The sequence below is a fragment of the Cohnella sp. LGH genome (genome assembly GCF_017671885.1).
In the GTDB taxonomy this organism is placed as follows: Bacteria; Bacillota; Bacilli; order Paenibacillales; family Paenibacillaceae; genus Cohnella; species Cohnella phaseoli.
The window spans coordinates 921,397-942,470 of record NZ_CP072117.1; the positions used below are offsets into that span (position 1 = coordinate 921,397).

At 49.6% G+C, this 21,074-nt stretch carries 13 protein-coding genes; 1 reads left to right on the forward strand and 12 read right to left on the reverse strand.

Annotation, left to right across the window (positions count from 1 at the left end):
- Nucleotides 1-233: 233 nt before the first annotated feature.
- A complete protein-coding gene (locus J4772_RS03690) occupies nucleotides 234-824 on the reverse strand; it encodes a guanylate kinase (RefSeq protein ID WP_246016559.1) in 591 nt (196 codons plus the stop codon).
- Nucleotides 825-1,075: 251 nt separating this feature from the next.
- Between J4772_RS03690 and J4772_RS03695 the strand changes: the two genes are divergently transcribed.
- A complete protein-coding gene (locus J4772_RS03695) occupies nucleotides 1,076-1,588 on the forward strand; it encodes a C40 family peptidase (RefSeq protein WP_116061603.1) in 513 nt (170 codons plus the stop codon).
- A gap of 169 nt (nucleotides 1,589-1,757) precedes the next feature.
- Here J4772_RS03695 and J4772_RS03700 read toward each other — a convergent pair whose 3' ends face one another.
- The 11 genes from J4772_RS03700 to J4772_RS03750 all read right to left on the reverse strand — a co-directional run bounded on the left by J4772_RS03700 (nucleotide 1,758) and on the right by J4772_RS03750 (nucleotide 21,068).
- The gene (locus J4772_RS03700; protein WP_209074186.1) at nucleotides 1,758-3,131 is read right to left on the reverse strand and encodes an ABC transporter substrate-binding protein; all 1,374 of its coding nucleotides are present in this window, start codon (nucleotides 3,129-3,131) and stop codon (nucleotides 1,758-1,760) included.
- Nucleotides 3,132-3,241: 110 nt separating this feature from the next.
- Nucleotides 3,242-4,657 carry an ABC transporter substrate-binding protein gene (locus J4772_RS03705; RefSeq protein WP_209074187.1) on the reverse strand — a complete coding sequence of 472 codons (1,416 nt, stop codon included), beginning with the start codon at nucleotides 4,655-4,657 and terminating at the stop codon, nucleotides 3,242-3,244.
- Between the two features lie 148 nt (nucleotides 4,658-4,805).
- The gene (locus J4772_RS03710; RefSeq protein ID WP_247741006.1) at nucleotides 4,806-5,579 is read right to left on the reverse strand and encodes a polysaccharide deacetylase family protein; all 774 of its coding nucleotides are present in this window, start codon (nucleotides 5,577-5,579) and stop codon (nucleotides 4,806-4,808) included.
- 78 nt (nucleotides 5,580-5,657) lie between these two features.
- The gene (locus tag J4772_RS03715) at nucleotides 5,658-6,530 is read right to left on the reverse strand and encodes a YitT family protein (RefSeq protein ID WP_209074188.1); all 873 of its coding nucleotides are present in this window, start codon (nucleotides 6,528-6,530) and stop codon (nucleotides 5,658-5,660) included.
- Between the two features lie 140 nt (nucleotides 6,531-6,670).
- Nucleotides 6,671-9,379 (reverse strand): S-layer homology domain-containing protein, encoded by a 2,709-nt coding sequence (locus J4772_RS03720; protein ID WP_209074189.1) that lies wholly within the window; start codon nucleotides 9,377-9,379, stop codon nucleotides 6,671-6,673.
- A complete protein-coding gene (locus tag J4772_RS03725; RefSeq protein ID WP_209074190.1) occupies nucleotides 9,376-12,060 on the reverse strand; it encodes a GAP1-N2 domain-containing protein in 2,685 nt (894 codons plus the stop codon). The genes J4772_RS03720 and J4772_RS03725 overlap by 4 nt, the downstream gene beginning before the upstream one ends.
- Nucleotides 12,060-13,325, reverse strand: a complete 1,266-nt coding sequence (locus J4772_RS03730; protein ID WP_116061597.1) for a TRAFAC clade GTPase domain-containing protein — start codon at nucleotides 13,323-13,325, stop codon at nucleotides 12,060-12,062. Before J4772_RS03730 ends, J4772_RS03725 begins: the two co-directional genes overlap by 1 nt.
- A 12-nt stretch (nucleotides 13,326-13,337) precedes the next feature.
- Nucleotides 13,338-13,976: a beta-mannanase gene (locus tag J4772_RS03735; protein ID WP_209074191.1), complete on the reverse strand. Its 639-nt coding sequence runs from the start codon at nucleotides 13,974-13,976 to the stop codon at nucleotides 13,338-13,340.
- A 19-nt stretch (nucleotides 13,977-13,995) separates the two neighbouring features.
- Nucleotides 13,996-15,279, reverse strand: coding sequence for a vWA domain-containing protein (locus J4772_RS03740; RefSeq protein ID WP_116061595.1), 1,284 nt, complete (start codon nucleotides 15,277-15,279; stop codon nucleotides 13,996-13,998).
- Nucleotides 15,280-15,343: 64 nt separating this feature from the next.
- Nucleotides 15,344-17,668, reverse strand: coding sequence for a hypothetical protein (locus J4772_RS03745; protein ID WP_209074192.1), 2,325 nt, complete (start codon nucleotides 17,666-17,668; stop codon nucleotides 15,344-15,346).
- Nucleotides 17,669-17,678: 10 nt separating this feature from the next.
- Complete coding sequence (locus tag J4772_RS03750; RefSeq protein WP_209074193.1) at nucleotides 17,679-21,068, reverse strand: tubulin-like doman-containing protein; 3,390 nt, start codon at nucleotides 21,066-21,068, stop codon at nucleotides 17,679-17,681.
- Nucleotides 21,069-21,074 lie beyond the last annotated feature (6 nt).

Consider the following 21,074-nt stretch of genomic DNA (forward strand, 5'->3'; position numbering starts at 1 on the left):
TTGCTTGAGATAATCGATAGAAAAAGAAGGGGTGTGTAACTCCTGTAGACTGCCTCATACGCTCCTGAAATGACCTTGTAACGGGTTATCCATTTCAGATTTCGGGAGCGTATAGCATCGGAAGGAGGTACATACCCCTTTACTCCTTTATTATCGATTATCTTTAACAGCAGCTTGAAGTGCTTATGGTTCAACCCCATCTATTGGCGTATGAGACCGATTTCTGAACAAGCTTAGTCTTTGTCGACCAGATTCCGCTGCAAATAGGTTTCCAAAGTGTTCGTAATCTCATAGGTCGTCTGGGCCAAGTCGTAGTTTTCAAACGCATGCTCGCAGGAGGATCGGTAGCTAAGCTCTCGTTCGTAGTGGCCGAGATGCTTGGCGATGACCGCTTCCTCCAAGCCGAGATTGCGCTGGCGCTCCTCCGCCGTCCGCCGATCTACGTAGAGAAACAGGCGTACCGCATTGTCCCCGTAAATATTTTTAAGGATGCTGGCTCCTTCATGATTCAGGATCAAGTAGACGGAGTCGTGCTGACTCAGTCTCCTCTCGATATCTACGCTGCGAATGCCGTAGAGCTGCCCGTCGATTTCCACGCTTTCGAGAAATTCGCCTCGTCGCTCCAGCTCCCGGTATTCGTCATGATTGACGAATACGTAATCTTGCCCGTTCACTTCACCCGGCCTGGGAGCTCTTGTTGCGTAAGAAACGACCTTCTCCATTCCGAAGGTTTGACCGACTGCCTCTGCGACCGATTTTCTTCCCGAGCCGTCCGGTCCGGTAAAGACGAAAATCCGGTTCCGCTTCCTTTCGTTCATTTGCATGCGCATCCTCTCCTTTCCTCATGAAAACGTCTTCATTACTCGAAAATACAGAATTATCCGATAATTATTAATTATAGAAGACGAAAGCTTGAGCCGTCAATCCAATCGCTAAGACTGATAAAACGTTTTTTCCGGTAAAGGTTGCACGGTACATTTTGCCAATATTAAGATGCCCTTAATTTCTCAATACAGGGACAAGCGTCATGTTATACTCCATTTTGTCATCTAGAACAGCCTTAGGAGGAGTTTACATGAACTTCAGAAAACAGCTCAAGAAAATCATAATCGGCGCCGCATGCTTTACCGTCCTTGCGACGGGAATCGGCGCTCTGCAGACGCCTTCCGCTCACGCGGCCACCGTATCTGCAAGCGCGACTTCGGTCCAGAAGGCCAATGCGGTCATTTCCGCCGCCAAGCAGCTCAAAGGCAAAGTGAAGTACAAATTCGGAGTGAACAATCCTTCCAAGCTTTGGTTCGACTGCTCTTCCTTTACGAAATATGTATTCGCCAAACAAGGCGTCAATCTGAAATGGGGCTCGCAAGCGCAAAGCAAGCAAGGCTCTTATGTAGCCAAAAGCAATCTAAAAGCGGGCGATCTCGTTTTCTTCAGCGTATCGAAGCCGGGAAGAGTTAATCACGTCGGCATCTATATCGGCAATGGGCAATTCATCCATAACACGATCGGCAGCAACTTTAACGGCGTCTTGATCAGCAAGTTGAGCAGCTACTCCAAACGTTACATTACGGCGAGAAGAGTGTTATAAAGGCATTCCTGTGGGCTGAGTTGTTTGAGAGGATCGATATAGAAAGAAGGGGTATGTAACTCCTGTAGCCTGCCTCATACGCTCCTGAAATCTCCTTATCACGGGTTTACCATTTCAGATTTCAGGAGCGTATAGCAGCGGAAGGAGTTACATACCCCTTTGCATCTTATTATCGATTATCTTTTCTCTGAACGAGCAGCGCTTGCCCTTCTTCCTGAATCGTCCCAATCGCTGCATCCAACGTCTTCTTGTCTTCGGCCGCCGCCGTCAGTTCTTTGGAAATCAGTTCAAGCAGCTGCCAGTCCAACCCCTGAGGAACTTGAGCAAATTCGTTCTTCACTACGGCTTTCGGCTCGAGCTTATAGAACGCATCGATTTCCCGTCCGTCCTGGGGCCGATTAAACTCGGTTCGGCTGAACAGCTCTCCATTGTTCGAATTGGCTTTAATCTTGGCGTATTCGGCCGAATTCGCATACTTGATGAACTCCCATGCCGCTTTGTAGTTGCTCGATTTGGCAGGGATGGCGAATACGCCGCCATGCTCGTAAACGCTGCTCTGAGTACGATTGTTCGGATCGACCGGCGCGGTGACGATTCCCCAGTTCACCGGTTTGACGTTCTTTAACTGGTTTTTCGAATATAAAATATTTCCGATCTGATAAGCGCTCTGAAACGTCATTGCCGATCTCCCGGTAATAAAGCGATCGTCCTCCAGCGTCCGCATTGTCTTGGAAACTTCCTCTTCAGATGGGAGATAAAACGCCCCCGATTTAACCGCGCTTACAATCATCTCGAATACGTTTTGCCAGCCTGGGCTATTTAGTTGAAGCTCTGTCAGGTCGTCATTCAGCACCCCCAGATTTTGAGCGGCACCGATTTCGAACGTGTAAAACAACGGAGACATGAAGCCATCGATCGTAAAGCCGTATATTCTGCTCTTCTTGTCGCCATCCGTCGGAAATCTCTTCGCTAGCTCGAACACTTCTTCCCAGGTCATAGAATCTCTCGGCAATTCCACTTTGTACTTCTCGAACAGATCGATATTATAAAATAGCGCTTTGCTTGTAAAAAACGGACTTAGACCGTACAGCTTGCCGTCTCCTTCGCTGCGAAGCTGGGCAAGAATCGCCGGGTTGAAGCCTTCAAGACTGTAGGAGCTGCCCTGAACTGCCGGCTCCAGATCAAGAAGCTGACCTTTGCTTGCCAATCTCTCGTACTCATCATCCAGCAAAAAGGCAACGTCTATACGCTCTTTCTCCATGAACTCGCTTAAAGCTTCCTCCAGAGGCTTCTCAGGGTCCCTTTGAAATCCCTGCCTGCTCACCACTTCAATCTCAACATTCGGGAATTCGGAGGCAAACAGCATACCGTACTCGGACATAAATTGCTGGCTGCTCCAATACATCACCCTAAGATTGACTTGCTCTTCCTTGTCCAAAGCTTCCCAATCCCCACCGCCGCCTTCGCCTTTTCCGCCGCTGCATCCAACGATCGCAAGCAGCAAGACTGCGGTCAAAACGCCGCTCCATCCTCTTCGATTCAACTTAATTCCCCCATCTTCTTGATTTCACCGACTCTTTGACAACGGCTGCGGCTATAATGGCCGTTAACAAGGGCGCTCCCCGTTTTCGCCATTTTCGCATATATCTTCTCTTAATCATCCGAGTTGTCTCTCCCTTCCTGAGCTTCAGCCGTCTTCTTTGCTTTCAGCAGTTCCGCTTCTCCCTTTTCCTGAATGGTTTGTATCGCTTCCTCTACCGTTCTCTTGTCGTTCATAACAGCATCGACCTCGGCGTCGATAAAGCTTGCCAAGGCGGTGAAGAACTGAACAGGCGCTTTCGTATACTCATTATTCGGATTGTTCTTCGGTTCAAGCTTATAGAATGGCTCCATGCTCCTTCCATCCGTATCCGGATTATGCTTCGTGCGGCTCAAAAGACTGCCGTAGAGAGACTTGGACTTCAGCTTGGCAAAACCGTCGCTGTTGATGTACTTAATGAATTCCCAGGATGCGCGAGGATTCGCGGAATCGGCGCTTACGGCGAAAATGTTGTTCAGATTGAGATAACCGCTCTGATTCCGGTTGCTCGGATCGACCGGAGCCGTTACGATTCCCCAATTGACGGGAGCGACGCCGGTGAGATGTTCTTTAGCCCGGACAATTTCTTGAACCTCGTAGCTGCTTTTAAAAGCCATAGCCGACCTACCCATGACGAACAGATTTCTTTGATACATCTCCTCCATCGTCGTGAAGTTGAACATCCTGTCCGCCTCCGATGGTACATACAGCGCCCCGGACTTCGCAGCGCCAATCGCCGACTGGAACACTTTTCTCCAAGAGTCCGTGTCGATATTAAATAACGAGCCGTCCGCATTAAGCATTCTAAGATCCTGCTCCGTTCCGATTTGCCGAATTAAGGTGGATATCCTCGTATAGACGTCCATAGAAAGTCCATATATTCTGGAATCCTTGTCTCCGTCTGTCGGGAACCGTTTGGCCAGCTCGAACACCTCTTCCCAGCTCATCGAATCCTTCGGCAGCTCCACTCCGTGCTTCTTGAACAAGTCGATATTGTAATACAGCGCCGAGCTGGTAAAATCGGGAGACAAACCGTACAGCTTGCCGTCGCCCTGCTCCCTCAATATTTTCAAAATGGCCGGATGAATGCCTTCCGTTTCGAATTTGTCCTGTCCGATAACCGAATCGAGGGCCAGCAGCTTTCCTTGTCCGGCCAGTTGCTCATATTCCGCTCCTTGCAGCAGCAGCACGTCAGGCTTATGTACGTCCAAAAATTTGACTAGCCGCTCCTCCATCGTTTCCGTAGCCATCTCGTTGTACATCTGCTGCATGCTAACCACTTCGATTTCAACATTGGGGAATTGAGTGGCGAACATATTCCCGTATTCCTGAAAGAAGTAATTGCTATCCCAGGACATGACTTTGATTTTCACTTGTTCATCCTTACTTAAGGGCGCCAGTTCCCCCTCCTTTATCCCCTCGCCGCTGCAGGCGCTCATTAAGCCGATTAACAGCGCAAAGCTCAATACGGCAAATAAAGATTTTTTCATGGAACAACCCCCTCTATAGATGGAACTGCTCCCATCATATCGGAAAACGAATGCGAAATCCCTAAAATTTCTATATCTAATATTAAAGTGTAAAAGATCGTTTCATAGTATAAAAAAAGCCTGCCCGTTACGGCAGGATTCGACGTAATCAGGCAGGCGGTTTTCCCTGCATCGTATTTGATTTTTTATGCTTGATCAGCTCAGAGACGGTGACCATTTTGTAGCCGCGCCTTCTGAGCTCCGGCAAAATCGTCTCGAGCGCCTGAACCGTCTGCATCGATCCTGCGACATGGTCATGAAACAGAATGATATCGCCGTTGCGAACGTTATTCAACACTCTGTCGACGATTTTTCGAGTGCCGGGAGAGCTCCAATCCTTCGTGTCCTGATGCCAGGACCACAGCACCATCGTATAACCGTGCTCGCGCGCGGTCCGAATGACCGAATCGTTGAAGAAGCCTCCCGGCGGCCTGAACCATGAGCTATGCTTTCCGGTCAGCTTCACAATTTGCTCTTCTGTCCTTGCAAGTTCTTCTGCCAGCCGTTGTTTGCTGATTCGTCGGTTCAAATACAGATGACTGTATGTATGATTCGCGACTTCATGACCTTCCTTTGCCTCGCGCCTAACGACATCCGGGTACTGATCCATCCGTTTACCAATGACGAAAAAGGTCGATTTCACTTCGTTTGCCGCCAATAGATCGAGTATTTTGGGCGTCGTGACGGGATTCGGACCATCATCGAAAGTAAGAGCAATCAGCTTTTCCTTCATCGGAACTTCCCATACGACCTCTTCGCGTTCTTCGTAGTACGCCCTTGTTTTTCTGACCGGCTGTTCCTTATGTTGTTCCTTGTAGCCGCTTATCGCGACCGCTATCGACAAGCACATGCCAATAAGCGTCGCCGTCTTGAATACGGGCATGAACTCCCTCCGCTCCTGTATGTTACAGAGATAGTATGGAGGTTTTGATCGGCAATTATAAGCGTCACTCGGAAACCGTCAGTGAATGTTTTTTTTCTCCAAATTGCCGCCTAATACGTCGGCTACGTTTTGAATGGAGATAAACGCTTTGGCGTCGATTTCCTGCACAATCGTTTTCAGCTTGGCTACTTCAAGTCGTGTAACGACGCAATAGATCATTTGCGTCTCCTCTTTCGCATAGCCGCCTTTTGCATAGATCATCGTTGTTCCCCTGCCCAACCTGTCCATGATCGCCTGAGAGACTTCCTCGTATTCGCTGGAGATGATGGTCACCGACTTCGATTCGTCGAGACCCTGTACCACGATATCCATCACTTTCGCCGCTATGTAGAATGTAAATATGGAATACATCGCCGAATCGGCGCCAAATACAAACCCGGCAGTAATGAAGATAAAAACATTGATCATCATAATGATCTGCCCTACGGGAAAACGCATTTTCTTGGACAGCAAAATCGCCACGATCTCGCTTCCGTCCAAAGCCCCTCCGAAGCGGATGACCAAGCCTACTCCAAGTCCAAGCAGCAATCCTCCGTACAGCACAGCCAATATTTTCTCATGCGTGAACGGCTCGAAATGGTGCAAGAACGCCGTTGTGACCGACATGATTGCCACTCCGTACAAAGTCGATATCGCAAATGTTTTGCCGATCTGCTTATACCCGATAAACAGAAAAGGCAGGTTTATCAGAAAGATGTAAAGGCCGAGAGAAACCGGAGTGATCTTCGAGAGCACGATCGAAATTCCGGTAATTCCGCCGTCTATAATCTGATTGGGGACCAGGAAAATTTCCAGGGCAACCCCCATCAAAATTGCGCCAACTGTAATGAAAATGAATTTTACTAAATAATCTGTGACCGAAGTTTTTTTATGATGCTTAGAGCCTGCCATAGCATATCTCCTTCTTGGGGGACGAACTACCCGGATTTCGTGCATTTTTCATTATAACTTACTGAGAATCGAAGGGAAAACCCCGCATTGGAAAATATGCGGGGTTGCTCGAAGCTCGGTATGGTCGAGCTGATTGTTGCTTAAGGCTCAGATCCTTGAGATCCTTGAGATTCCTGGGCTCCTTGCGGCTGCGATACCGGCTGATACACGACTCTCTTCACGATGACGCTCTCTTTGCCGTAATGATTAACGGATTTAAAGGTAAATACATTTTCTCCTTCATTCAGCGTCACGAACATCGAAAAGCTCGATTCACCCAGCAATTGCCCGTTCAAATAAAGCTGCGGTTTCATATCATTCGGATCTGCCGCGGTTGCAGAAATCGTAATTCCGGCTGTAGACACGACTTCAGGCAATGGCCCAATGGAAAGCGTTGGGGCCGGTACGTTATACACAATCTTCTTCACCACTTCGGTTGCTTTGCCTGCCTGGTTAACCGCTTTGAAGGTGAATACATTTTCTCCATCGACAAGCGCAACGGTTTTGGTAAATGAACGCGTCCCCATATTGGTGCCGTCAAGAAACAGAGTAGGGCTCGAATCGTTGACATCCGACGCGCTTGCCTTTAATGTCAAATTCGCAGAGGTCGTCGTATCGGGAATATTCTCAATTGTTAACGTTGGCGGCGGCACATTGTAGGTGATCTTTTTGACCACCGTATCCGAGGTTTTACCGGCACTATTCGTAGCCTTGATCTCGAACGTGTTTACTCCTTCGGTCAGCGTAACCACTTTCGAAAAGGAGTTCGAGCCCATATTCGTCCCGTTCATATACAGCCGCGGATACCTGTCCTCCGCATCGGTAGCGCTGGCTGAAATCGTAATGGTCTTCACTTCCGTTGTTTCCGGCAGCGAATCGACCGTTACAACCGGAGGAGAAATGATATACCTGATTTTTTTCTCCACCGTGGTTGATTTCCCTTGCCTGTTTGTAGCTTTAATCGTCACGGTATTGTTGCCTTCTACCAGCGTAACCGTCCTGGTAAAACTGCTCGTCCCCGTAATGATCCCGTTAAGGTACAACGTAGGAGAACGATCTGCAACATCGGTTGCCGACGCTTTAATCGTAATCGTCTTAACATTCGTGGTATCCGGAATCGGATCTACGAGCAGGGTAGGAGGCAATATCGTGTAAATCACCTTTTTTACGATAACGGTTTGTTTGCCCAAGTTGTTCTTAGCCTTGATCGTAAACGTATTTTCTCCTTCTCTTAGACTCAGCGTGGAATTTACCGATTTGGCGCCCAAGTACCGATCGTTAATGTATATTCCCGGATTGGGATCATCATTGTCCGCGGCGCTTATCCGAATCGGCATTTCACTCAGAACTGAAGTTTCCGGAAAGTTGTCGAACGTAATGTCCGGCGGTAAAATTACATATTTCACCTTTTTGGTAACCGTAGTTTTCTTGCCCCATGAGTTCGTTGCTTCAAATGTAAGTTGATTGTCGCCCTCGACAAGGGTATACGATTTAAAGATTGTCCCCTTCTGGTTAATGACTTCCCCGTTTAATTTCACTTGGGGATAAGGATCGTTATTGTCGACGACCTGCCCTTTAATCGTCAGAACTTTCGAGTTAACGGTAGCTGGCAGTTGATCGATAGAAAGTTCCGGTGGTTTGACCGTGAACTTGACCTTTTTCTCTACCGAGGTCGACTTCTTCAGTTTGTTGGTCGCCACGACTCTGACCGTGTTCGTGCCTTCCTGAAGACGAATATCCCTACTCCAGTTTCCTGACGAGGATACGGAGACTTTAACTTCGTTAACGGTTATCGTCGGTTTCTCGTCGTTCGCATCCATGACCGTACCGGCAACGGTAACGGTTTGCTTGTCCGAGTTAGTCGGGAGGTCGATCGTCAGCACGGGAGCCGGAATCCGATAAGTCAGTTGTTTTACGATCGCTTTGTAACGTCCATTGGGTTGAACGGCCTTAATCTCCAGCTCGTACTTGCCCTCTCCCCGATCCAGACTAAGCTCGTGATTAATCGTACCGTTAGCGTGAGACAATGCTTTGCCATTTATGAATAGCTTGTTGTCCGCGCCGACCGTCCCTTGAAGCCGTACCTTGCTTTTCTCGGCAATGTCGGGCAATACGACCTCAAGCTCAATTTCCTTCAGCGGCTGCAGCTTCGGCGAATTGATCACCCTGCTCATCAGTGCCACAGCGGAAGCTCTGTCCAACCCTTGCTTTGGCTTAAACGTCCCGTCCGCAAATCCTCCGATCAGGTTGTTCTGCATCGCTACGGCCACATAGACGGCCAGTTCCGGCGTGATGGCCTTGTAATCCGACACCTGCTTGCGGATAATCTGCTCTGCGTTCGTAACGTCCGTCGGCAATTTCATCCCTTTGACCAGTGCGACCGCAACGTCTTCCCTCGTTACAATCGCATCGGGATCGAAGAACGATTTGCCCAGCAAAAAAGAATAACCTTCCAAATAAGCTTTGACCGTCTCAATGTAAGGCAGCGCCCAAGAATTGATCTTCACATCGGAAAATGTAGGCTCGGAGACGGAAACTAAATCCAGATCGAGCGTTAGCGTCAGTATTTTGGCAAACTGAGCTCTCGTCAATTGCTCCGTCGGATGAAACGTTCCATCCGAATAGCCGCTGATAATGCCTTTGTCGATCATCTTCTGTACGGATACGTACGCCCAGTGCTTGGCAGGCACGTCTTTGAACGACTTAGCCTCGGATTCTCCCGCCGCCGCAGCGCCCGTTTCCCCCAAGAGATTAGCCCCAATGGCAAGGACGAACAAGAGGATATAACTTGCCAATCTGTTCGAACTCATTGCTGCGAATCCTCCTCGCCGCTGGGCGGAACGCCCGAAGCACTCGGAGTAGTCGATGCAGGCGGACTGCCCGAAGCACTCGGGCTGCTCGATGCCCCCGGGTCACTCGAACCGTCCGGGCTACTCGGTGCGGTGGAGCTCGGATTGCTCGATTCACTTGACGGCGTTTCGACACCGGAATCCAATGAAGGCGTGGGCGACTCGGACTGCTCCGCTGTCGGAATCGTTGTCGGCAAAGGAGGCGTCCCTTTGTCCTTCTTCATCTGACCCAAAACAACAACCGTCCCGCCGGCGATGGCAAGGGTGAATACAATAACGATCAGCGATATCCCGATCCCCTTGTTCTTGCCGGTAAGAAGCTTCATAAGGAATCCGGATTGCGTTAATCTGATTTCATCTAGCAGTTTTCTTAACTCGGCACTTTTTATCGATTTAATTTTTTTCCGGATAGATTTCGACTTAAAAGCGCCTTGGCCCTCGTACTCGAAATAATCGCGGATGGCCGCTTTATAGCTTTCTTCCAGTTTGGAGCTCGAACCGCACCAAATGATAAACTCAAAGACCGTCTCGCTGTTCTGAGCGGCGCTATGCACATAAGCCAGCATCTCGCGATAATTGTAAATTCCCGACTCCCGCTTGCGCGAAGAGGACCCCTTATTGTTTTTGCCGGAACTGCGAGACCTCGCTGCTACTCCGAGCCCCTCTTCGTCATCGGCATCCTGATCCTTAGGACGACGATAAAAAGCATAGGAAACCTTCTTGAAATTGGCAGCATAAACACGCGCTCGCAGCAGCTTTTGCAGCATTCGGCGGGTCTGATCAAAAGCCTCCGGGTCCATTCCATCCAGCTTGGACAATATTTCCGACTCTTTCTGCCCATCGCCATTCAAGATCAAGGAAACCGTGCCCAGTATGCGCAGCTTCTCTTTATCCTTGGGTTCTAATTCTTTCTTCCCTTTTCCCGGATTTCTCGCAACGAGAAACTGTAGCTTATCGATATCCGCCGCGGTTACCTGATCCAGCTCCAGCGCGTCCAACATACAGATGGCAATCGCCAATTCGAGATTTTCCTTGAAAATTTCTATATCGCGACTCGTCGGGTCCAAAGTTTGGATAAAGGCGTACAATTGTTTGCCATTGTTTAATATGTCGCTGCTTTTTTCCAGCACTCGCTGTACTTTTAAAAGGATTTGCTGCAGAAAAAAAGTACTCGCTACGACCTGAGGGGTATATTTCTTCCAGAACTCGATCTCTTCCTGAATCCCTCTTACGGAGTTGATCGACTCCGCACGCGCTTGGAAATAATCTTCGAAAACGCGATAATATCTATCTTCGGAATGCATCTTTTCAACAACGGCGGCAAAAAGCTCCGGTTGCTGCTGTAACTCTTGCATTGTTTGAATCGAATAATTCGGATCTTCGTTGTTTTTCCAGTTAGTGAACATGAAATTAACGAGGTGACCCACGAACTCTTGTTGCGTCCGAGTGTCCGCGATCCGGCAGTAGGCAATCATCGCTTGCAAATACTCAACGGATACGATATTTCCCGAATTCAGGTTGGAAACCTCGTCCCCGACCAGTTGATAGAACATTTGGTAGAGCTTTTGTTTGTTCGCTTGCGCCCCATCGTCCAAATAATCGAGAATGCTGTATAGCAGGCCGTCTTTGTTCCGTTCGTACAAGCTCTTGAGTCCGCGACTCACTTGGAAAAGCGCGCATAGCTTATGGTAAGTAGAAGGAGCCAGCTTCTCCGCTGCCTCTCTTCCTTGCAACGCCTCTTCCGCGAACGAAAAAAACTCGGCCAGCGCATCAGGCCGTTCTCTGCAGGACCATGCGAAATTTAGATAAAAATGATCTTGGCTAGCCCGTTCCGCGTTAACGAACCTTCCGTTAGGGAAATCGAATACGAAATCTTTATCCAAACTGCGATCGTTGGCCCGTATGCTCCCTTTCTCTACAAACATAACGTCAATAAACTTCTTGCCTTGCGGCTCGTTATAATACGTTGTGAAGCCGAAATGTCTTCGCAATTCGTAAGGGAGGAAATGGAATAAAATTTCCGTAAGCTTCTTCGCGTAGATGGCGCTCTCCGTTACGTCGACATCCAGAGCGATATAGACCTTCTTGTTGCTGGAGATCGAGGCCATGACGGCTCCCAGCAGCTGTTTAAATAGATTGTCGTCGATACCGAGACGGTCCAGTATGTTCTGCTGCCGCTCAAGATGGGATTGCGAATCTGCCGGAATGTCGTCCAGCTCGGGAAGAACTTTACCTTCTTGAATATCGTATTCGGTCTGAAAGTGGTTGATCTGAAAAATTCGGAACCCGGACCGCAGAACCTCTTCTTTCCGCTCCTTGGGCACCACGTAGTTATGGACGAATATCGTGTCTCGCTGGCCTGTGAAGTCCGTGCCCGCGAATTGACTCCGTCCGATTACCAGCTCTCCGGAATCCGCATGAAAGACGGTTAACGATTCCGGGAAACGGGACAGCTCCTGCTCGCCTCGTTGGACCAGTTCCTGCGGAGGGAAATAAACGCAGAAGGGATGCAGCGTTTTCTTAATAAAATTGCCGTCGAGCGAGGGGGATTTCGCCACCGTATCGAGTCCTTCGTTCGACCTGAATACGCCTTCCCGCGCCCGAGCAAAATATTGCTGTTGAATTTTGCGTTCGCTGCTCATTACGAGTTGCTCCCCTCGATGTAATTGAGCTTATACAGCAGCCAAATGAACGGCTCGTCCACTCTGATCGGGTTCACAACCCCCGTGATTTGCTTGTTAACCGGATTGCTGCCAAGCGCCGACACCGCAAAATAAGCCGTATTTTTGAAATAAACGTCCATTGCGTCTTTAAAGGGCCGATCAACCTTCTCGATAAAACGGGTAATCTCCCCGTTAATATTGTTGAATTCGTTCAGATCCAGCGACTTCGAATGCACAACATTCTTAAACACGTTGCTATTGGAGCGAATATATTCCCCGTCCTCCTCCTTCAAGTGTTGAAGCATATCGCTCTTCGTCAGCACGACCGCCGTTGGAATATCGGTGACGCTCTTCTCCTCGTGCCCGATAAAGTTCTGGAACAAGGAAATAACAATTTCCCTTGGCTCATCGTACCGTCCCGCGAACTCTTCCTGACGTTCCCCGAAGCTGACTTTTAGGCGATCCCGAATCGTCCTCATCTGCAAAGGATCAACCATGAACAGAATGCCCGACGAGTTTTTGATGTGCGACGCATAAATATCCAGGTATGCCTCTTCGACCATTCCCTCTCCCGCCACATCGAAGAACACCAAGGTTAACGGCGGAATGCTCTCGTCCTTAAATACGAATTGGAAAATAAACGGCTCCTGCACAACGTCTCGCAGCGTGGAACTAATCATCGTGCCTCTCTCGAAGATCGGCTCCTCGTAATTTTGGCGGAATTTACGGCTGATCTCTGCGCTTAGAGGCATACAAGCGGCAGAGAAGTTGCTGGCCGTCGATTGCTGCAAAGTATGGATGAGCGAAGCCATGTATACAGACTTGCCGGATGCCGAGGCGCCGACAATGGAAATAATATTGCTCGGCACTTTGCCGGAAGGAATCGGCAGCTCGTTGTGACAGCTCGGGCACAGCCGCTTCTTGGTCGCAATTCCGTGTCTGTCCGTCAGCCCAACGAGCACGTTCTCGGACACGATCAAGTTTTCGTCCGGAATGGAAGAGGGGTGGATGACCGCTTCGATCTCGTCAATCGGCGCCAAATTGAACTTTTCCCGATATTTGTTCAGCGTCTCGTCCTCTTGCAGCGCATAGTCCTGGTCGTCCGCCTTATGATGCATCGCCCGGAACACGACTTCATCCGGCTGAAATTTATCGAAGCAATAAGGACATACGATCGGATAAAACGGAGGCTTCTCTTTGACCGGCGCTTTCCCCTCGAACAAGCCTTTCAGAAACTTCAGCATGGGTATTCTCCTCTATTCTGGAATCAGCTCGTAGATTTCCCCGTATTTTTTCCCATCGGTGAAAAACAACTTGATCTGATCGTTTTTATTGATTTCGATCTCGGGCAACGTATTGCGTCCGGGATTCACGTCGTGAATAAAAGGATAAGCGGTGCCGTCCTCTTTGTTTAACGGGAACGCGCCTTCCTTCTTCACATAGCACAATGCCTCTTTGGCGACATAGACTTCGCTGTTAAGCTCGATCCTGACCGGCTTGCGCTTGCTGAAGAAGGCTCGGCCGTATTTGATGGAATACCAAATTCGGGCTTTGCCTGTGCTGAACCGGATAATATTCTCTTCATCCTGCTGCTTGAAGACGACCATCCGGCCGTCGGCTCGTTCGCATGCATAGACGCGAAACGCGTATCGCCCGATCGTATCGAGCCGCGCCCGGTAACCCCTATTGGCTTTATACTCCTCGCGCGTGAACAACCTCATCGATTGCAGGTCGCGCTGATCCGGCGCTATCTCGGCATCCGCCTCAAAGCCGTAAACATAAACGAATTGGATGCCTTCCGGCCATTTCCAAGTCACAATGCACACATTGTCCTGAAAGCTTTGCTTCATATCGGTAATACGTTGATTATGGGCAAAATCGTCCTTCCACTGCATAGCTGCCTGTCACCCGCCCTTACTTGAAGTTTCTGCGCGTCCCCTGCGGCCGTTCTAAGTTCTGCGCTCCGTATTGGCGATTGCGGGAATAAAGCCCCCCGTTGACCTCCGACGAATTTTGCTTATATGCGATCATAACGGTCGAAAGCGCAAGCACAACCGCCAGCACAATATCGGCAGCCGCTCTGTAAGTTAGCGGGGACAAGGAGAAGTCTTTGAATCCGAACTCGAGAATCGCCCCGGCTATTAATCCCGCAATGCTCCCGCCGATCGTAAAGCTCTTGGCGAGATATCGATTATCGAATATAATCCCCAGCGCTAAACCTAGGAAAGCGCCGATGAGAACAAACAAGATTATTCGCAAAATTTCGTAGTAAAGGTTGTCCACGGATGCGCCGGTTCTCTCTCCGACCAGATGCCAGGATTGCGTGGAACGGTAAATCTCGGAGATGACCATCGAGAGGTCCGAAACCTCGTCTACGAGATGGAAGGTTCCCCCGGTCTTGCCTGCGATTTGCCGCAACAGGTCGTTGCCGTCCCTTTCCGCAATGTTCATCCCGACCGTGTTGATCGAGATTTTATTCGCTTTGTAAGGAGCCAGCGCCGCATCCAGATCGACCAGGCTGTACCCGTCGGAGATCAGAATGACCATGCTTTTGCGATTTTCCTCGTTCTTCGCCGCTTCAATCTGCGTCATCGAAGTGCTCAGAGCCGCTCCGATATCCGTTCCGCCGTCCGGAACGCCGATCCCGTTCAGCTTGGCGATAACGTCCTCTTTCGCGGCTTGGCTGTCCAGCGCGACCAGCGGCTGCAGCACTTGGGCCCTGTCGCTAAACGTAATAATAGCCGTCCGTTTATCCGACTCCATCTTTTGAACCAATTGGTTCAGCGCGGCAATGCTCTCCCGATTCGGGTCCGTCTCAATCATGCTCCCGGAGGTGTCCACCGCGAGCATAATATCTTTGGGAGGTTGATTCTTACCGAAGTATAAGCCGTAAATAAATTGCAGTCCCATTCCCGCCAGCAATAACAGGACAAGGGAAGCCGGAATCAGCAACTTCCAGCTGTCGCCTGTATAGCGCAATCTCCAGCCCTGCCCGTTTAATTCGGGCGAAATCAGCTCCGCGATCAAGCAGAAAAGCGCTATCCAGAGCGCCAACTGTCCGAAGTACATGCCCATCAACAGCACGTTCGGAATCTTCCCCGTCCCCCACGATAACAGCGCTTCGCCGACAACGGCGCCCACGATGCCTCCAAACAAACTAAACAAAACGAGCAACAAACTTATTTTTCGTTGATACATAGACGGACTCCCCCTTCAGCGTCTAACCCCTGTCTTGCGTCTAGTTCCCGACGTGACGCGAAGATCACGCATGGAATTGAAATCCGTTTTGCTTGTAGCTTTCGTAATATTTCGTATTATTGACGACATACATCAGGTCTTCCAATTGGAAGCCCCCCATAATGTTAAGCTTCTCGATTCCGGTCGCTTTTTTCTCGTGCACGCATCCGAGCTTATAGAGCCGGACCCCTTTATCGACCGAGAAGGCATGATGAATAAATTCGCTGTCGTAATCCGCAAAAAAGTACTTCTCTTCATAGCGATGCTTCTGCGTGTAATTAAACACTTGCATATGAATAGCGGCGCGCTCTTCCAACTGTATATATAAATCGCGGTAGAGCTCCTCTTTGGACAACACATTGCCCTTGTCCTCATACCTAACGGTAACATTGGCGCGCTCAAGCAGTTCGTCCTCGAAGGATTGGCGAAATTGCGGGTACACGAATACTTCCTTCCGGCACACTTCAATAAATCGGTTAAGCAGCGCTTCCGCCCCCTCGTTCACGAGAGCGGCGATATTTCCGACGTAACGATCTTCAAAATAGAAAAACGTCCCTCGTTTAGCTTGGAGGTCCTGTATAATTTCCTCGACAACGGCTTCGTAATATTCGGGGATGTTGCGACCTAAGTAATCGTTAGCCTCGGACACGCTATGCCGGCTTGTCTCCTTCAAAAGCTTGTCCAGGCTCGTCGTGACTTCGATTTTCTCTCTAAGCGGCTGATGTAAGCTCTCGATTGCCGCCAAGTAGCGCCGAAGCAGCTTCTGCTTGATTTCGAAGAACAGGATATCGAATTTTTGTCCGTATATTTTGTCAAACAGTTGGCGGCTAAGCTGCTTAATCTTGCCCTTATCGAAAAAACTGAACCGCGAAAAGGCCTGCAACTCCACAGGCTCCTGCTCCACTTGCAGCAACTGAAGCCGAGCCTCCTCCAATTGCCTGGACACATCCTTGATCATGGACCGCAATTCATGGACGATCGAACGTTCATCCTGTTCGGAGGTCCAGGCATAGGCGCAATATAAGCCGTAGGATAGGGATTGGACGATTTGCCGCTCAATGCTGGCCTCCAGCTCTTGCTCCAGCTTCATGCCCTGGAACTTCTTGTCCGCAGCTTGTTCGAAATGATCGACGAAGAAGGCGTTGGCATGTTGGCCGTAAAGACTGTCCTCCGCTTGCTTAAGAGACATCCGCTTTAGCTCGGATAGCGGAACCGACTCGGACAGCAAAGCGGACATCTCCTCTAAGCTCTCCTTACTCGGCATCAGTTCCGCTACTTTACGGTCTACCGCATCGGAATTCAATTGAAACAGCTCAAGAATTACGCGCTTCTCGACTTGGCTTTGCGCGCTTAGCACGCTCATCACTTGCCGATAAAATTGCGAAAGCACCGTTAGCGCAATCGCTTGATTCGGGCGCTTCACGATTGAAAGGCCTGCCGATGAATAAACAGGCCCCTTCGTTTCCGCAGGCTGGATATGCTGTCTGAAATGCTGGTTGTTGTAATTCTCGTGCCGATGGTCGAATTCGTCTATAATTTTGCGGTTTTTCAGCAGATTCATATTGCAAATAATATCGTAATTGGCTTTCATTCCGGCATCGTCGTCGAACATCCCATGCTCGTTCTTATCGCTGAGCAAATAAACGAGATCGAATAGCGGAGAGGCCGCATGCACGATAGGAAGCTTGATCTGATCGTCCGTTACGAGCAGCATACCTTCGAATTGATAGGCCCTGTCCTGATAACGATCAAGCTCCCGCAAAAAGCTGATCCCGAGAGAGGATGCATATTCATGCTCCTCTCCCCTCTTTTCCTTAATCAGCCCGTACATATCCATCTGGATCAGCTTAAACGATTCGCCCAGCAGCGATTTGAGCAGCAGCGCAATCTCGGGAAGCACGATGTTGCAGCAGTCCTCCACCCTGGTCACAAAAGCCATGTTAAGCCTTTGGAACGAGGAGTACGACTTCCCGTGTTCGGCGATGCGGTTGCCGATTTGTCTCGCCAAGCGATTGAATTCCGCCAATATCCGAATATCTTGATAAAATTGACGATGCAAATTTTGCCGGGCCGTCTTCCGGTCCGAGCCCGAGGAAGGAAGACGCAGCGAGAACACATTTTCCTTCTCCACCGTCTGGTCCTGATAGACATGAAAATAGAGAACGCCTTTGCTGTTGTTCCACTTTTTCCTATTGTTCTCGTAAACAGCGTTCAGCGCTTCAAGGGATTGGTCTCCGATGAACACGAATAAGAGAGGGTTATTGATACTAAGCTGTCCGTCGTTATCATCGATAAACCGATCTGCGTCCGCATCGTATGCGTTCGCGAAAGCATGTAATTGTCGCTGCATTCGGCTTCCTCTACTTTAACTTATTTATAATATCGTTCACTTTGGCCGAGACTTGCTGATAGAAGCTGTACATTTCTTCGCCGTTGGCCCATTCGCTGCGGTCATAGTCAAGAGCGGATTTGCCTTCTTGATAAGCCGCCGCCATCTCTCTCAACGTTAACAGCAAGTTGGAGGTATCGACTTCAGTGGACAATTGAACGCTGCGCTTGGCCGATTTGCGCTGCAGCAGCTCCCGTTTCTTGTTGTCGAGGCCGCTCAATTGTTCGAAAATCGCATAATCGACAAACTTGTTCACCCGCATCAGGTTAACAAGCGGCTCCCAAGCTTCCTCGTCGGCTTCATGGTCGTAGACGTACAGCGTGCCTTTTTTGCAAATCGTTTTTGTGTACATGGCCTCGATAAATTGGTCGATGAGCTTCTCCATATCGGAGTGCGCGTTCGCGAACTGCTCCAGCTCCGCGATCTTCGCGGCGATCGCTTCGTACTTGGCGATTTCCTTACGAACGTAATCCAGCAATTCGGGAGAGCGGATCAGGTTCTCCTTCGCCATCTCTTCATTGATACTGCCGAAAATGTCTCGCGCTCCCTCGCGCTCCAGTCCATCCTTCAGCAGCCCCTTCAACTGTTCGAGGCACTTTCTGATCTCGCCGTGATTCGGCTTCCCGCTATCCAACTGATGGTTAAAGCCTTTCATAAACTGTTCAACCTGGAAGGCCTTCGTCAGAACAAGCTCATAACGGCTTGTCGTCGTGACATTCTCCGACTTCTCGACGATGATGCGGAACTCCGCAGCCTTGTCGAACAGCCCTCGAATTCCTGAGTTATATTGCTTGACCCTGCTGTTGTTATACACATCGCCCCATGATTTCTCCGGAATCGGCGACGGCAGGTAGGTCCAATTGATTTTGTCCGTTTGCACCAGGTGACGCCCGATCCCCTCTTGCTCCAGAATCGTCCGTTCGTAGCTCTCCTCCAGCACCTTCAGCGGGGAGTAGGAGAAGAGCGGGATGCCGTTGCGGGTGTTTAACCAGAAGATCCGGTTTTTTACCTGGCTTTCCTTAATCGTAAACCGGGAGTGGCCCAGAGCAATCTCCTGATATTTCAATATGCCTTTGAAAATATTCGGCGCATCGGCAGGCACAGAGACGAATCCCCATTGCGGGAAATGGAAGTTGCCGGAGCTGTTGCTCAAATGGAAGACCGGAATCGCCTCGTCGTCCAGACGTTTGGCAATAATCCGTTCTACTACCTTATCGACCGCTTCGTCCTGACCGTACTTGATCGCCAGAAACTCCTCCATCGATTTCGTGATCAAATCGCCGAATTGGTCCGACAGGAACTCGGAAATCGCACTGACGATATCGACCTCTTGTTCCCGCACCCATTGCTCCGATTTCCGGAGCAGCTCGTTGGAGAAGTCAGAGATCAAGGTGTTCACGCTCTTGTTGTCCATTACGTTGGTGATCACCTTTTCGATATCCGGCACGCTTACAATGTTCCAATAATAGGTTTTGTTGCCTCTATGATCGACCTGCTCGTCGCCGTTAACGAGAATATCTCCATTCTTCTCGAAAATTCCGTTAAGCGCATTGAGCAGCTCTGTGAACACCCCGTAAATTCGCGAGTTTTGATCGTTGATGATCTGCGCCAAATCTTCGTAAAACTCGATCATCTGCTCCATGCGCTCGCGATCCGCGTACAGCAAGTACTCCTGAATTTTGGCGTCGATGTACACGTCTTTTTTCTTGTCCTTCGAGATAAAAGCCGTTCTTGCATCGCCCAGTCTCTGATTGGCCGTCTCTTTGGCGCCATCAATGTCCTGCGGAATTCTAAGTATGCTTTCCTTTAAAGACTCGATATAGGAGCTGATCAGGTTCAACAAGCAATAACCCTTAGGCGCGTTAATGACCCGAGAGGCAAAAAACGGCCCCTGCTCCGGATTGCGGAAAATGCGCTCAAGCTGCTCGGTGAAGTTCTCCAGCAGTTGCGCCGGCAACTGTTTCTTCGCCTTCATATACTCCTCCCGGGCGCGGGAGAGGAAGCTTTGCTCCAATTCCGTATCTATGCTGACAACCTGCTGCCTGATCACATTGTTATAGCTAAAGCGTTCGCTGTTCTGATAGCCTGGGATCGGGCTAGGAACGCGTTTCTCGAACTCCTGCTGCACCGTGTCCGGGTCGATTCCGAGTTTGCGGACCAACTGTTCCGTGAACTCCTGACTCGGAGTCATGTCGAACATTTTCTCCATCTTCTTGAACAGCTTGTACGCCAAATAGGTCGTCATCTCCTCGATCGGCAGTACAGCCGAGGAAGCGCCCAATATGTTATATTGATAGTTCGCCGCATATGGCTTCGGCATCTGGTTAATATTCGTGCGAATGTTGCTGATATAGTCGTGAATCGCGAACTCTTCTCCCGACTGCTTGTCCTCGCTGGCCATGAAGTTCGTAATGTTCTCCGCCGTCACGTTCATACAGTAATCGTACGAATTCTCCAGCAGCTTGCCTTCGAGATTCGTCGCGGAGATCAAGTGAGCCAAGTTAAACGGCGGCATCGGAGAATTCACCGTGATGGCATTGCCGTATTGTTGTTTGAATCGCTCGCTGCGCTCGTCTACGTTCATCCAGTAGTCGAGCTCTTTAAGCGCGGCATATCCGTTTTTCTTGATGTATTCCTTCGTGTGATCGGTCAAGCTCTTGCTCGCCAGATTGACGTCAGGCATAAATAAATAGCCCAGCATATTCACCTTGTCTACGCCGGCGCTTCCATGCTCCCGTTCGATCAGACCTCTAACGATATACGAAATATCGAGGAAGCAGCCGCTCCCCGTTCCCCCGGATAACCCCGTCAGCAGAAATACCATCAGCTTCTTGTTCGTTCCGACCGACAGTCCGCGTATTTTTTTATCCAAAGCCTGCACGACTTGAACGATTTTCGTAAACAATAACAAACGGCCTGCTTGCCGAATGCCGGAAGCGCCGCTTATTCCATCCGTAATCAACAACTCGGGAGACAGCCATTCGGTAATATAAGGCTCCAATAAGCTCCGATTTTGCAGCAAGCTGCCTATTTCCGAGTTGGACAACAGCACGAATTCCGTTAACGGATCAAGTCCGATCCCTTTGTACTTCTTGTTGCGGTCGTGCTCGTTCGTCTCGAAGGCGATAAATTCAACATTGTCCGGCTTGTCGCGCTTCTTCTTCGTAAGCGGGTCCTCCGGCAGTTTAAAGCGGCGGTTGATCTGATATTTCAGGCGCAGCAGCGCGTCGATTCCCGTACCGCCCAACCCGATGACAAGCATCGGGTTATCTATTGTATCTACTCTGATTTTATCGCTGACGATTCCTCCGCCTTGGGAGACGTCCAACTGTTGAATATGCTCTCTTACGACTGCTTTCATTGCGTG

Excerpts from the sequence above, each read along its gene's own strand:
- J4772_RS03715 (WP_209074188.1), bottom strand. The coding sequence starts at position 6,530 with ATGGCAGGCTCTAAGCATCATAAAAAAACTTCGGTCACAGATTATTTA.
- J4772_RS03695 (WP_116061603.1), top strand. The coding sequence starts at position 1,076 with ATGAACTTCAGAAAACAGCTCAAGAAAATCATAATCGGCGCCGCATGC.
- J4772_RS03735 (WP_209074191.1), bottom strand. The coding sequence starts at position 13,976 with ATGCAGTGGAAGGACGATTTTGCCCATAATCAACGTATTACCGATATG.
- J4772_RS03725 (WP_209074190.1), bottom strand. The coding sequence starts at position 12,060 with ATGAGCAGCGAACGCAAAATTCAACAGCAATATTTTGCTCGGGCGCGG.
- J4772_RS03710 (WP_247741006.1), bottom strand. The coding sequence starts at position 5,579 with ATGCCCGTATTCAAGACGGCGACGCTTATTGGCATGTGCTTGTCGATA.
- J4772_RS03740 (WP_116061595.1), bottom strand. The coding sequence starts at position 15,279 with ATGTATCAACGAAAAATAAGTTTGTTGCTCGTTTTGTTTAGTTTGTTT.
- J4772_RS03730 (WP_116061597.1), bottom strand. The coding sequence starts at position 13,325 with ATGCTGAAGTTTCTGAAAGGCTTGTTCGAGGGGAAAGCGCCGGTCAAA.
- J4772_RS03750 (WP_209074193.1), bottom strand. The coding sequence starts at position 21,068 with ATGAAAGCAGTCGTAAGAGAGCATATTCAACAGTTGGACGTCTCCCAA.
- J4772_RS03745 (WP_209074192.1), bottom strand. The coding sequence starts at position 17,668 with ATGCAGCGACAATTACATGCTTTCGCGAACGCATACGATGCGGACGCA.
- J4772_RS03690 (WP_246016559.1), bottom strand. The coding sequence starts at position 824 with ATGCAAATGAACGAAAGGAAGCGGAACCGGATTTTCGTCTTTACCGGA.
- J4772_RS03720 (WP_209074189.1), bottom strand. The coding sequence starts at position 9,379 with ATGAGTTCGAACAGATTGGCAAGTTATATCCTCTTGTTCGTCCTTGCC.
- J4772_RS03705 (WP_209074187.1), bottom strand. The coding sequence starts at position 4,657 with ATGAAAAAATCTTTATTTGCCGTATTGAGCTTTGCGCTGTTAATCGGC.